Raw genomic sequence first — 14,300 nt, forward strand, 5'->3', positions numbered from 1 at the left:
TTAAGCACCTCCTGTACGGAACATTCGGCCAAGGCGGGCAAAAAATCCATCCTTTTCTTCCAGACTGAGGAACGGCACCTGTTCACCATTCAGGCGTCGCGCAATATTCTGGAAAGCCAATCCGGCTTTGCTTTTGCCATCCAGCGCAACCGGCTGCCCGCGATTGGTGGAAACAACCACTGCCTCATCTTCCGGAACAATACCAATTAATTCAACTGCCAGCAATTCCAGCACATCATCGGCGTTGAGCATATCTCCGCGCTTGACCAGATTCATGTTAACCCGATTCAAAATCAAACGGGCAGGACCCTTCTCTTCCGCCTCAATCAAGCCGATGATTCGATCTGCATCCCGTACGGCTGAAACTTCTGGATTGGTCACCACCACCACCACATCCGCTGGGGCAAGTGCATTACGAAAACCACGTTCAATCCCGGCAGGGGAGTCAATCAAAATCCAATCTGCTTCATTGCGCAATTCATCGCACAGACGAACCATATCACTAGGCGACACGGCGTTTTTATCCCGCGTTTGAGCCGCAGGAATCAGGTAAAGTTCGGGCAAACGCTTATCACGGATCATCGCTTGCCGCAAACGGCAGCGCCCTTCAACAACATCTACCAGGTCATAAACGATGCGGTTTTCCAGTCCAAGCACTACGTCCAAATTGCGCAACCCGATATCCGCATCAATGCAAACCACCTTGTAAGATAAGCCCGCCAGAGCAACGGCAATATTGGCAGTGGTGGTGGTTTTTCCCACCCCACCCTTTCCGGATGTCACGGTAAGTACTTTAGCAGTCATTCTCCTCCCCTGATTCACCTGGTATTCCATGGTTCTGTAACAATTTCATTTTTCACAACCCGTGCCATTTCAGCACCTTTATTTTTCTTTTTGGAAGGTGGCGCATAAAAAAGATTGGCTATGCGAAGTTGGGTTGGGTTCATTTCCAATGCGCACACTACGCTGTGTTCATTCCCTTGCGCCCCAGCATGCACCGTCCCACGCAGTCTTCCCCAGATGACAACATTCCCGTCAGCAATGATTTCTGCCCCGGGATTCACATCGCCGATGACCACTACATGACCATGCGTCGAAACCCGAAATCCCGACCGCAGCGTCCGTTGAATTAATATCGCATCCTCGCCGGGCAATTGGGTATCCATCTGACGGATAACCCGCTCCGGTTTTGGGGTGGAAAGTCGGGTTGCCAATCCCAAAACTTGAGCGGTCCGCTCGGTTACCGGGGAATTGCTGACGACCGCCCAGAGAGAAATTTCACGATCAGAAAGGCGGTCGCGCAAAGCACCCATTTGGGCAGCGTGAAGGATACGATTTCCAACATCCAACGCCATTCGCGCCCCGCGAAAGAAAGCCCCTTTTTCTTCGATCTGTTTTAATAACCGTTCCTGTAAAGTTTCCCAGTCACCATCGCCTAAAGTCACCAGCAATCCTTCTCGAATTCCTTTGATCGTGATGGCGGAATCTTTCTCGCTGCCGGGCTTGTAGCCGGCCTGTTCTTCCGGATTCGTCGTTCTAGTAATCATAAATATCCATTATAGCAAAGCCCGCCCGCCTGTGTTGCAAAAATGGGGGTGGCTTTCCTCAGTTTTCATTCACCTTCATCAATCTTTTTTAGTTCAAAGTAGGCTTCCATGGTTCGCCTGACCACTGGCGCAGCCAGTACCGCACCTTCGCCACCGTTATAGACAAAAGCTACCACCGCAATTTCGGGATTGTTATAGGGCGCAAAACCAACATACCAAGCATGGGATGGCCAGTTGCCGCGCTGACACAACCCTTTTTCGCGGGCAACGTTGTCACAATACTCAGCTGTGCCGGTTTTACCAGCCGACTCAAAAGTAGCTCCAGCAAAAATCAGAGATGCCGTACCTTCGACGGTTGTGTAACGCATACCTTTGCGTACCTCTTCCAACACCCACGGCTGAACAGTTTTCTTTTCCCCCGTTTGGAAGAAGTTTTCATCATAGATATTGATCACGGGGTCTTTGGTGATGTCCCAAATGACCTGGGGAACAAACGGACGGATGACCTCTCCTTCGCTATTGGTAATTTCATGAATGAGGGTAGGTTTCATCATTCGGCCGTTATTGGCAATCGTCGCCGCAGAAACCAATACCTGGAGGGGTGTTGCCAGGTCATACCCTTCACCGACTGCTGCCAGGTAGGTATCTCCGGTTGCCCAGTTTTCGCCAACCGAACGCCGTTTCCAGGTTGGGTCCGGCACTAGTCCATCTGCTTCCCCCGGCAGTTCTATGCCAAATGTTCGCCCATATCCCAACGCCTGAGCATATTCTTTAAGGCGCCAAATCCCTAATCCGCCGTTCGGTACCTCGTTCTGGTAGCCGCCGCCCAGTTTATAAAAATATACATTGCAGGAAACCCCCACTCCTTTAACAAAATTAACGTCCCCATGGCCTTCGCCGGTGGTTTTGTAGGTGTAACACACATACTCCTCAAAACGGGGGCGGGGATCGTTGGGGGCAAAGCGCTGTTCCAGTTTAATCACACCCGGATCAAAGATCTCCTGTTCCGGAGTAACCACCCCTTCATTTAATGCTCCTATGGCGGTTGACAGTTTATAAACTGAACCCGGTGAATGTTCCGCAGAAATCGCATGGTTAAAGAGCGGACGGGCCGGGTCACGAGTCAATTGTTCATAATAATAAGCGGGTATGAAACGCGCCATACGGTTATTTTCAAAAGTCGGGTGAGAAACCAGCGCCAGAATCTCACCGGTACGAACATCCATCACGATCACCACCCCTTGCGTGTAACGGTCCGGATCTCCAACGCGGATATTGTAAAATTGCATATTGTTCAACAATGCCGCCCGCGCCGCCGATTGCAGCCGAACGTCAATCGTCAGGTGGATATTATTACCCGGTACCGGTTCAATGGGAGGTTCAACATCGCGAATGATTTTACCGGCATTATCCACTTCCACAACTCGCCGCCCGTTTTTACCCATTAAGATATCATTCAGGCTGTTTTCCACGCCGGCGTACCCCACTTTATCGCGATTGGCGACAAAGCCAAGGCTTTCCCAGTAATCCTGTTCAATTGCCGGAATCGGTCCCAAAAACCCAACAATGGTTGAGGTAAGTACGCCAGTTGGATAATCCCGAATCGGTTCGATTTCAATTTCTACACCCGGCAGGTCGGCGCTCTTCTCACGAATGACCATGGCGGTCGTTTCATCAATATTACATTTGACTCGTACCGGGCTGAATGGTGCCAGTGAGTCGCCGATAAACACAATTTGTGCAATTCCCAAATCGTTGAAACATGGCGTGAAGTTGCGGACAGTTTCCTCATTGATCTCCCCGTTGTTGACGGGCACATTGATCAATGCGGACAATCGGCGATATACCTCCTGAACAGCACCTTCATCGGTCGGCAGGTTTGCTGGTGTGATAACTACATTATACGAAGCCACATTTCGCGCCAGTACGGTACCATTCCGGTCAAAAATCAACCCGCGCTGGGTTGGCAGGCGGACAATATTTGTTCGGTTATCTTCCGCTCGAATCAGATAGGCTTGACTTTGAAGAATCTGAATGGTGAACAACCGAAACAAATAGAATGCAATCAAACCGCCAATCACAACATAAGTGGTAATCAAGCGCCAACCACTAAGCAACTGAGGTTCAGGAGCAGGAGTATTTTCGTTCATGTTTCGGATTAAATTACTTCAACCGGATAAACCCAATGAGCGAGGTCATTGACAATTACAAAAATGGGCAGAGCAAAAATTAAATTAAGCAGAGTACTCGGCAATGTTACCAGAGAGATACTCTCTTGAACAGGGAGCGTTGTTCCGTTAAAGAACAAAGCAACGAAGGTGATACCATGATAAATGAGTGTTCCTAAAACCGTCAAAAGCAGCATTGCCAGAATCGGGGTCTGCCAGACCTGCCTTTGTAAAAGTCTTCCAATTCCGGTTGTAATCAAATAAGCCGCCAGAGGAGCAAAAAAAGGGGTCGCCGAAACCAGCGAAACCATGATACCGCCGATCAACGCCCATTGCCAGGCGTGTTTGACTCGCTCATGCAGCGCCCAACCGATCACAAACAACATGAGTAAATCAGCCGTTCCCTGAAGCAGCGGCAGGCGACTGACAATTGCCAGTTGTAGCATCAGCAAGACGGTGAAAATTGGAATACCCAGCAGAGAGACCAGCATCTCAAATCAAGGTGAAGTGGTTGGGATTAACGGAGAAAAATCCACCGGCCTGAAGTTGGTGATCACCAGCACGGCTTGCAATGTAGAAAAATCAACAACCGGCTGAACAGCCCCAGACTGAAACAACTCATTTGACTGTTTTCGTACAGAGATGACCTGCCCAATCAACAAGTCGGACGGGAAAGTTCCGCCCAGACCGGAAGTCAGTACAAGATCACCTGGCTGCAGGGGGGCATCCTGCGACACCATTTCAACGATCAAATCGCCAGTAACAGAACCGACCAGTTGCGCCTCACTACGATGTGGTTCAATGCGCACATTCACAACCGAGGAAGGATCCGTAATCAGCCTCACTCTGGCTGCAGTGGCAGTTACTGCGTCTACCTGCCCAACCAAACCCTGGTTTGTGATCACCGGCATACCACGACGCAGTCCATCATCCGAACCTCGATCAATGAAAATGTATTTCAGGAAAGGATTTGGATCTTTGCCGACCACAGCAGCCGCCACATACTGCCCACCCTGGGGATTGGATCGGGCAAAATCCAGCAGGGCATACAAAACCTGTGCTTCACGCAATTGCTGTTGTAATTCGATAATTTGAGATTGCAGATTGGTAACTTCCTGCTCCAGTTGTTGATTTCGCGCCCTGAGGGTAGCCACATCCCGCGGCACGGTAACAAATTCATAAACAGCAATATAGCGGGTTGCCAGCCATTCTTGAATATTGACCAGCGGTGAAAGCACACTTCCAAATAGCGGGGTCATGTAACCGCTTAAGGCAAACAAAACCAGCCCCACCCCTACCAGCAGCAGTGTTGCGGTTTGCCAGAATCCAGAACCGGATGTTTTCATGTCTTGCCCAGCACTTTATCACACAATAACCAGAGGTACAATGGCTGGTTATCGGCTGCCCGTTCGATCCAATCCAACCAGAAAATCGGCATATTTATCGAGATCCTCAAGGATCATCCCGGCACCACGCGCCACACAGGTCATCGGATCTTCCGCCACCCATACCCGTAAATGCAATTCATCAGCCAATCGTTCAACCAGTCCCTGTAATTGCGCACCACCGCCCGCCAGACAAACGCCCGTTTCAATCAAATCTGCCACAATTTCCGGCGGCGCCTCATCAATTGCGTCTTTGATGGTATCCACAATCACCTGAACGGAACCAGATATTGCTTCGCGAATTTCAACCGATGAGATTTCCAGTGTTTCCGGCAATCCGCTTACCAGATTTCTACCGCGGACACTCATGGTCTTTTCTTCCGGCAGTGGGTAAGCCGATCCAACCTGCATTTTCACCAGTTCTGCCATTCTTTCGCCAATGAATAAATTATACTTATTGCGGATGTACTGGATGATATCTTGATCCATCTCATCGCCGGCAACCCGCAATGAACGCGAAACCACAATTCCGCCCATTGAAATAATTGCCACTTCGGTTGTGCCGCCGCCGATATCCACAATCATACTCCCTTGAACTTCAGCAACAGGCAAACCTGCACCTAATGCGGCAGCGCGCGGCTCTTCGATCAGGTAAGTCTCCCGCGCCCCGGCAGACATGGCCGCGTCATACACGGCTCTCTTTTCAACCTCGGTTGCCCCCGAAGGAATGCCTACCACTACTCGCGGCCGCGGCATGGGCACTACGGACTGTTGATGAGCTTTTCCAATAAAATAACCCAGCATAGCCTGAGTAATTTCAAACTCTGAGATGACACCATCACGCAAGGGGCGCACCGCAATCACATTGGCAGGAGTGCGCCCGACCATTTCTTTTGCTTGTAATCCAATGGCGAGCGGGCGGCGAGTTCGTTTTTCAATCGCTACCCAGGATGGTTCGTTGATGACAATTCCTTTACCCCGTACATTGACCAGCGTGTTGGCTGTTCCAAGGTCAATGCCAATATCCAGAGAAAACAATCCCATCAGCCAGTTGAAAGGATTGAAAGCCAAATTATTCTCCTCAATCCATTATGGATTTTGTAATTTTTATACGCAGATCAATCAAAAATTATACCATAGAGCATATTACGGTGCTTGACATTCTCCCTTCAAGAGCATATAATCCCAATCACAATGCGGGTGTAGTTCAGCGGTAGAACGTTTGCTTCCCAAGCAAAATGTCGTGGGTTCGAGTCCCATCACCCGCTCTATTTGGGGGTCAGACGCCCTGAAACCGCCGCCAATCCCAATATATGGCGGTGAACATGGGTTCTACAAATTCCAAAAGACCGTTTGCTATCACCGGGCAAGTTTTTAACATTGCCGCCGTCCAACTCAATGACGCATGGACGGATTTTATCTTGTCTCGCCAATCAATGGGCTACACCGTTAAGGCCAAGCAAAGGTTCGAGTCCCATCACCCGCTCAGTAACTCAATTTTTTTACCACCGACTGGCAAGTTCCTTGCACCAGCCGGTTTGTTTTATTTTTCAATAACTTAACAATAATGCAAGGGATGATGAGCCAGCTCCAAGAAAATACTATAATTTAACCGGAACTTTTCTGAATTAATCCCACCTGCTTTGCTCTCTCATTAGTCAAGGAGTGCTTCATCTTATGTCCGCAGGAAAGAGAATTCTCTATATCGAAGACAATTTTGACAATCGAATGCTGGTTCGTCGTTTGTTGGAACATGAGGGTTTTTTGGTACTGGAAGCCGAAAATGCCCATCAGGCTTTAGATTTGTTGGAATCCAACACTCCAGACTTAATTCTGATGGACATTAACATGCCGGAAATTGACGGCTACACCCTCACCCGGCAAATCAAATCCACTTCTTCCACCAGTCAAATACCGATCATTGCACTGACTGCCAATGTGATGCGCGGCGATAAAGAACGCACACTCCGCGCTGGTTGTGACGGATATATTGAAAAACCTATTGATATTGATACTTTTATCGAACAAATTTATCAATATTTGAATGGAAAAGGCAGTAAGCAGCTATGAATACCACCCCCAATCAAAACCCTCAAAAACCGGTTTCAGCTCCAGGCACAACCGGCAGCCTGCTTAAAGACATCACCGTTCTGGTAGTTGAAGATAATGTCTCCAACTTCGTACTGATTGCCCGCATGCTGGGCTTTTTAGGAATTCATTGTGAATGGAAAACCTCAGGTTACGAAGTTGTCGAATTTGCAGATACACTCCCCCGCTTAGATCTGATTTTGATGGACATCCGCCTGCCTTACGAAGATGGATACTCCGCCTTCAATAAAATTCGGCAATCGGATCGTTTCAAGAATGTTCCCGTGGTTGCCGTTACTGCTGAAGCCAGCCTGGAGCAAATGAACAAAGCCCGGAAAGCAGGTTTTGATGGTTTCTTGGGTAAACCGCTCGACCCGGATCGCTTCCCCGATCAAATCCAACGCATTCTTGCCGGTGAACCTGTTTGGGAAATGGAGTAAAAACCCTTCCAATGAAGAATTCACCCGCCCCGTCCCGCAAATCATCCCCTTCGTTTTCCAACCGCATCAGGCAAAAGGCATTTTTATTTTTACTGATGCTGATAAGCCTCCCGCTTGTGCTTTCAATTGCTTCTACTTTACTCACAGCTTATTTAGTGCAGTCGGCTGCAACCGGACAAACTGGCTTAGTTTCGCTTCTTTCACACCCAGTATTTTGGGCGGGTTTGGGAATCAGCGGGTTGGTTGGTGCGGGATTGGTGTGGTTATTCCTTCAGGTTTTTATTGTACCCATTGAAAATCTCTCCTCCCAAACGGAAAAACTTGCCAACGGTGACTGGAGTCAAAAATTTAACGTCCAGAGCAAAGATGAAATTGGCAAATTGGCCTACGCTCTCAACATGCTTCGCAACGAACTGGGGCTCATGTACCGGAAAATTGAGCGCCTGTCCATTTCCCAAAGCACCGACCCGGATTCAGGTCTGGTTGAGTCCGGAGTGGACCTCTCACTGGATGATGAAGTGCGAGAATCTATTGGGGGCGTATTTGCCTTTGAACCATTTGAATTTGATCGTCAGGAAGAAAATCTGGTATACAACGCTGCTCAGCGAATCAACCATGCCAATGATGAAGCTCAGGTCAATCAGATTCTGGAAGAGACTTTATCCAAACTGGATTTTGTTTCTGCCTTCTTTGACCTTTACCCCAACACACTGCGTCTGATGAATATCCTCGACCGGCAAGGCCGCCTTTCCGATAAATCGTTCAAGGGAACTACAATCCAAATTGAAAATCCCCAAACCTTATTCTCAGGTAAAGAGTACCTCATTCTTGAACAAAAAGAGGAAATCAGCGCACTCAGCGAGCTCTTCTCCTTATTTGAAAGCAGAAACTGTAACTCAATAGCGATTTTTCCCTTGGTGATCAATCAGCGGGTAGTCAGGCTGCTCATCATCGGTTCCCGTAAACCAACCCCGCTTTCAGCGGTCAATTTACAGCCTTTTATTCACCTCTCCCAAACTGTCAGCGCGGTGCTGGAAAAACTCGGCAATATCCGTAATTTGCGCAACCAGATGTCGGCTTACGAAACCCTGACCAGTATCAGTCAGGCAATCAGTAACGAGTTTAATCTTCAACCTCTCTATCAACTCGTCCATCAAAAAGTTACCGAGCAAATTGGCCCTGATTTGGCATTCTCCATTGCCCTTTACGATGATGTCCATCAAATCATCCGCTTCCCTTACCATTTCGAAGATGGCAAACTCGCTTCGATTCCTCCTTTTCCGTTGGGTGAAGGACTGACTTCTTACATCATTCAAAATCGAAAATCACTCCTGCTACCCTTAAAGTTCGAACCAAAAGACTTACCCGCCAGCTGGAATGCGTATAAATTCATGTATGCGGTTTCGGATGTCGAACGCGACGCCATGCGCCTTGGAGCAAAAATTATTGGGAAACCCGCCAAATCATGGTTGGGCGTACCGCTCATGTTGGGCGGGCAGGTGCTCGGCGCAATTATCGTACAGGATAACCAGAAAGAAGAACGCTTTTCCGAAAAAGACCTGATTTTATTGGAAACCATCGCCCCCCAAATTGCCATTTCGATTCGCAATGCTCAACTGGTTGAAAGTATGACTTCCACCCTGCAGGCTTTCGATCAGGAACACACTCTGCTGAACGCCCTTCTTGAAAATGTGCCCGAAAAGATTTATTTCAAAGATCAAGGGGGTCGCTACCTGCGCGTTTCCAACTCCTTCATTGCCAGCCTTGGACATTCCTCCGCCAGCGAGATCAGCGGTTACACCGATGAAGAATTAATCCCCGGTGAAGCCGGCAGCCTTCGTCACCAGAAAGACATGCAGGTAATCACTTCCGGCATTCCAATAATTGGCGAGATGGTCGAGTACCACGCCGAAAACGGAGAAACGCTTTGGGAGTTGGTTTCTCGCGTGCCTCTCTTTTCGAACACCGATACTTCCGACAGGTCCCCCTACGCTTTGCTGGTCATTTCACAAGACATTACGGAATTGAAGAAAACAGAAAACCTGAGCAATCGGCAGGCACAACAGTTGCTCACTGCTGCCGAAATCGCGCGCGACGTGGCATCCTCATTGCAGGCTGAGCAGGTGCTGATTAACGCTACCAATCTGATCCGCGAACGATTTGGTTATTACCATGCCTCGGTATTTCTGGTTGATCCTAGCGGAAAATATGCTGTGTTACACGAAGCTTCCGGCGAAATTGGGCAAAAAATGAAGGCGGCCGGCCATCGGTTGGCTGTTGGTTCCCGCTCCCTGGTTGGACAGGCGGTTGCCAAAGCCGAAACAGTTGTTTCCAACAACACCCGCCAAAATCCCAATTATTACCCTAACCCCCTCTTGCCGGATACTCGTTCGGAACTGGTGGTGCCCCTAAAAACTGCCAATCGGGTGATCGGCGCGCTGGATGTGCAAAGCGACCGGGTTAATGCCTTCCAAACCGAAGATATTCATACGCTGGAAATTCTGGCCGATCAGCTCTCGATGGCACTCGAAAACGCCAATCTTTACGCCCGGGCACAAGAAAATCTGGTTAAGCATCGTTTGTTGCACCAGATGACCACAGCAGCCTCGACCAGTACCAACGTCAGCGAAGCCATTCAGCGAACCGTCTCCAACCTGCGTACAGCCCTGGGAGAGGAACGTGTTGCGTTTTATCTCGCCGATCAAGAAGGCAACCTGTTTCTGCATACCGCCCTTGGATATGAGGGGTTGGAAGTCAATCAATTTAACATCCAAACCAGCAAACAACTTCCAGCAGTAGCCGCCAGGGAACGGCATCCAATCAGGGTCAGTCATCTACCTATTGGTGCAGAATCACCGGCCGTTCACCCCGAAACACGCTCGGCCCTTTCCGTGCCAGTCCTTTTCTCAGAGGATTTATTGGGTGTTCTTTGTCTGGAATCCGACCATCTGGAACGCTTTGATGAAAACGATCAGGAAATCATCGGATCATTGGGTGACTCGTTGGGAGCCATCCTCACCAATGCCCGCCTGGTGGATCAAATCCGCCAGCAGGTAGAACGACAACGCATGCTTTATGAAATCACCAGTAAAATTCGCCGTTCGGTAGATATTGAAACCATTCTTCGTACTTCAGTCAATGAAATCAGCCGGGCGGTTGGTGCTCGCACAGCCCATATCCGAATCAACCCAATTCAACAGAGTTTATCAACTGAAAGTGAGGATTCGCAACTCGAACCACCCGGTAACAACAACGGTTATCACCCTGAAGGAAACGGCAAATGAACTTCATCCGGCAAATCAATCCCGCATATACCCCTCCGCATATCTCCCGCCAGGGTGAGCTGGCTACATGGCGTGAGCGTATTTTACAAACAACCCTGCTCTTGTTTGCGCTGGGGGGTATTGTCATTTACTACCTTGCCATACAACGCGCAATTCAATATCAGGACCGCACATCCATAATTCTCTATTCCGCTGCGTTGCTGATTGCCTTGGCGCTGCCCGTTGCGAGAAAATTATCCTTCAACCTGCGCACGTTCACCATCGTACTGGTCTTGTATGGGTTGGCAATCCAAAATATGGTTGTATATGGGGTAACGCGGAATGCCGTAGCGTATGTACTGGCTATTATTTTCATCACGGGTATTTTGTGGGGGGTGCGCGCCGGTATTTTTACCATCCTTTTGGCATTTGTTACCGTAGTTGGGATGGGTTATGGAATGAACTACGGCGGCATGAGCCAGCCTTTGCGGGAAACACTTTTGAACTCAATAAGTTTCAGCAACTGGGTCAATGTTGCCGTCCATTTCAGTATCGTTGGCGGATTCATTCTTTTATCCATTTACACCATTCTCAATGGCTTGCAAAGCTCGTTACTGCAGCAACGCACCCTGACCATGCAGTTGAATGCAGCCCGCTTGAATCTGGAAAAGAACGTCGAAGAACGAACTGCTGCCCTGCAGCGCCGCCTGAATCAGATCCGTACTGCAGCAGAGATCGCCAGAGCGGTCAACACGTTTCTTGACCCGGATACCCTTTTACAACAATCCGTAGACTTAATTCAAAAGGAATTTGATCTTTATTATGCCGGTATCTTTCTGATTGACGAACGCGGTGAATTTGCCGTGCTCAAGGCAGGTACGGGTGATGCCGGCCGCCAGATGATTTCAGCCGGGCATAGACTGGCTGTCGGTGGTAACTCGATGATCGGTTGGGCAACCGCGCGTAAAGAACCCCGAATTGCCCTTGACACCGGCGCAGAGGCGGTTCGTTTCAACAACCCTTACCTTCCCCTGACCCGCTCAGAAATGGCGTTACCCATTGTCAGCCGCGGCAGTTGTTTGGGCGCTCTCACTATTCAATCTACCCAACCCGAAGCCTTTGATGAAGACGATATCCGCATTCTGATGGGAATCGCCGACTCGCTGGCTACCGCGCTGGAAAATGCCCGCCTCTTTCAGGAAACCCAGCAAAACCTGGAAGAAATTCGCGCTCTCAATCGGGCTTACTTGATGCAGGCCTGGGAAGATGCAGTCGCTTTACACGGTAAACTGGAATACAGCTATCACAACCCTTCCGCTGCTCATACTGGTAATCAATCCAATCAAATCCACATCCCCTTGACCCTCCGTGAGCAGGCAATTGGCAGTTTGACCCTTGATCTGGGAGAGAAAAGCCTGACGCCAGAGGAGATGGAATTTATTGACGGTGTTATCAACCAAACCGCAATAGCTCTCGAAAACGCACGTCTGATTCAGGAAACACAACGCCGCGCACTTGAAGAGCAACGTCTCAGTGAGTTGACTGCCCAGTTTTCGCGTGCCAACACAGTTGACCAGATCCTTAAAGCTGCTCTTCGTGAAATTGGTCACCTTCCCAATGTTGCCGAGGTAAGCGTCCAGCTTATTCCACCGGTTGAAGATCGAATGGAGGAAGTCCAAGGATGAGTGAAAGTTCACCTACCCGCCCATTGTTTTCTTTATCCTCCGCTCTCAACCGGCAGGAGGGAGTTTTAGACCTGAGAAACGCCCTCCAACCGATTCTCAACCTGACCAGCATTATCAGCCTGACCGCTTACCTGGGGATCGCCTTTCTGAATGCACTCAACCGGCAAGTCCTCATTCCTCTGGCGCTCGCTCCCCTTCTGGTTGTCATCCTGATCATCACTTTTCGCCAAAGTCTGCCGGCTCGTACACGAGTCATTCTGTTATTTGGTTATTATCTGCTCATTGGCATTGCCCTATCGCTGGTTTGGGGAGTACAAAGCATCGCCATTTTCGTCTTCCTGATGGCAGTGCAAACCGCCTTCACATTTTGGAATGATAATGCCGGCAGATTCTCGTTCATTTTTAGTTCGGCTCTGATCGTCATGGTGGGTGTTTCTCAGTATTTTGGTTGGCTGCGGCCGCTCGGTTTAGCATCTCAGTCAATTGCGCTTGAAACCTTAGTGGGAGTGATCGCTGCGTATGTTCTGGTTAACTGGTCTTTAGCCATCATTAGTGGATACCTTCTCAAGGCTTACACCAAAGCCGCCGCTTCAGAAAATGAACTTACCCGTATGCTGGAAGAGGAAAGGAAAAATCTGGAAGCGCGTATTGAAGAACGCACTCGCTTGCTCACCCGCCAGACCAGCCTGATGGAAACTGCCGGCGAGATTGCCCATCAAATCTCAATGGAAACCGATCAGGAAAACCTGATGCGCACTACCATCCAACTGATCCGCGAACGGCTGGGATATTATCATGCTGGTATTTTCCTCATGGACGAGGCAGATGAGTATGCCGTTTTGGTTTCAGCTTTAGGAGAAGCAGGTGAGAAAATGCTCGCCCAGGGTCACCGCTTGAAGAAAGGCGAGGAAGGGATTGTGGGTAATGTGGTTGCGCGCGGTGAAGCCCGCATTGCGCTAGATGTAGGTAAGGATGCCGTCCACTTCAAGAATCCACTTCTGCCGTTAACGCGCTCTGAAATTGCCCTGCCCATCAAAATCGGTGAAAGGGTATTGGGTGCTTTGGATATTCAATCCACCGAACCGGAAGCCTTCACCCAGGTGGATATCCAATCCTTACAAATCATCGCCAATCAACTGGCAGTGGCTCTGGAACGCATTCGCCTGATTAATCAACTGGAGCAAACCGTTGCAGACCTGGAGAGCGGCTATCGCGCAGAGACTCGTAAATCGTGGCGAATGTATATTCGCCGCACTCGCCAAATTCGCGGCTTTCGATACGATCCCAATCGTAAACGGCTTGACCCCCTACCCATCGAAAATCAAGCCGGCCAAACCAGCTCCGATCCCCATTCGGTACAGGTTGCTCTCCGAAGCCGTGGCGAAGTGATTGGACTGCTCAACATCAAATTCAAGGGTGGTCAGCCATCTCCCGAAATTCAACGTTTACTGAATACGACTGCCGAACGTTTAGGCTCCGCACTGGAAACAGCCCGTCTGCTGGAGGAATTGCAACTCCGCGCTGAAAGGGAGCGCCTGGTTGGCGATCTTGCCACTCAGGTACGCTCCAGCACCGATTTTGAGCACATCCTCAAAACAACCGCCCAGCAGATCAGGCAAAAACTGGGATTACGCGAAGTAGTCGTACAAATCCTTCCGCCGGAAGAGATGCAGCAAGGGGATTATCCACCAGTGGAGGTTTCATGAACATCGGTTACCAGAGCA

At 49.5% G+C, this 14,300-nt stretch carries 11 protein-coding genes and 1 tRNA gene; 6 read left to right on the forward strand and 6 right to left on the reverse strand.

The genetic code is table 11. The features are described 5' to 3' along the window. From minD to VAE48_RS12025, 6 genes are all read right to left on the reverse strand, one after another. Window positions 1-804, reverse strand: a complete 804-nt coding sequence (gene minD, locus VAE48_RS12000) for a septum site-determining protein MinD (RefSeq protein ID WP_322793563.1) — start codon at window positions 802-804, stop codon at window positions 1-3. A 14-nt stretch (window positions 805-818) separates the two neighbouring features. Continuing rightward, window positions 819-1,547: a septum site-determining protein MinC gene (minC, locus tag VAE48_RS12005; RefSeq protein WP_322793564.1), complete on the reverse strand. Its 729-nt coding sequence runs from the start codon at window positions 1,545-1,547 to the stop codon at window positions 819-821. Between the two features lie 65 nt (window positions 1,548-1,612). Then, complete coding sequence (gene mrdA, locus VAE48_RS12010; RefSeq protein ID WP_322793565.1) at window positions 1,613-3,697, reverse strand: penicillin-binding protein 2; 2,085 nt, start codon at window positions 3,695-3,697, stop codon at window positions 1,613-1,615. A gap of 8 nt (window positions 3,698-3,705) precedes the next feature. Further along, the gene (locus VAE48_RS12015) at window positions 3,706-4,206 is read right to left on the reverse strand and encodes a hypothetical protein (RefSeq protein ID WP_322793566.1); all 501 of its coding nucleotides are present in this window, start codon (window positions 4,204-4,206) and stop codon (window positions 3,706-3,708) included. 6 nt (window positions 4,207-4,212) lie between these two features. Further along, on the reverse strand, window positions 4,213-5,061 hold the full coding sequence (gene mreC / locus VAE48_RS12020) for a rod shape-determining protein MreC (RefSeq protein WP_322793567.1): 849 nt from the start codon (window positions 5,059-5,061) through the stop codon (window positions 4,213-4,215). 48 nt (window positions 5,062-5,109) lie between these two features. Further along, the gene (locus VAE48_RS12025) at window positions 5,110-6,171 is read right to left on the reverse strand and encodes a rod shape-determining protein (RefSeq protein WP_416181044.1); all 1,062 of its coding nucleotides are present in this window, start codon (window positions 6,169-6,171) and stop codon (window positions 5,110-5,112) included. A gap of 125 nt (window positions 6,172-6,296) precedes the next feature. Between VAE48_RS12025 and VAE48_RS12030 the strand changes: the two genes are divergently transcribed. From VAE48_RS12030 to VAE48_RS12055, 6 genes are all read left to right on the forward strand, one after another. Beyond that, a tRNA-Gly gene (locus VAE48_RS12030) sits at window positions 6,297-6,368 on the forward strand. A 409-nt stretch (window positions 6,369-6,777) separates the two neighbouring features. Next, window positions 6,778-7,170 carry a response regulator gene (locus VAE48_RS12035; RefSeq protein ID WP_322793568.1) on the forward strand — a complete coding sequence of 131 codons (393 nt, stop codon included), beginning with the start codon at window positions 6,778-6,780 and terminating at the stop codon, window positions 7,168-7,170. Then, window positions 7,167-7,628 (forward strand): response regulator, encoded by a 462-nt coding sequence (locus tag VAE48_RS12040; RefSeq protein ID WP_322793569.1) that lies wholly within the window; start codon window positions 7,167-7,169, stop codon window positions 7,626-7,628. The genes VAE48_RS12035 and VAE48_RS12040 overlap by 4 nt, the downstream gene beginning before the upstream one ends. A gap of 11 nt (window positions 7,629-7,639) precedes the next feature. Continuing rightward, on the forward strand, window positions 7,640-10,912 hold the full coding sequence (locus tag VAE48_RS12045; RefSeq protein ID WP_322793570.1) for a GAF domain-containing protein: 3,273 nt from the start codon (window positions 7,640-7,642) through the stop codon (window positions 10,910-10,912). Then, complete coding sequence (locus tag VAE48_RS12050; RefSeq protein ID WP_322793571.1) at window positions 10,909-12,576, forward strand: GAF domain-containing protein; 1,668 nt, start codon at window positions 10,909-10,911, stop codon at window positions 12,574-12,576. The genes VAE48_RS12045 and VAE48_RS12050 overlap by 4 nt, the downstream gene beginning before the upstream one ends. Beyond that, window positions 12,573-14,282, forward strand: coding sequence for a GAF domain-containing protein (locus VAE48_RS12055; protein ID WP_322793572.1), 1,710 nt, complete (start codon window positions 12,573-12,575; stop codon window positions 14,280-14,282). The genes VAE48_RS12050 and VAE48_RS12055 overlap by 4 nt, the downstream gene beginning before the upstream one ends. The last annotated feature ends 18 nt before the right edge of the window (window positions 14,283-14,300 follow it).

This window comes from Bellilinea sp., assembly GCF_034432615.1.
GTDB lineage: Bacteria > Chloroflexota > Anaerolineae > Anaerolineales > Anaerolineaceae > Bellilinea.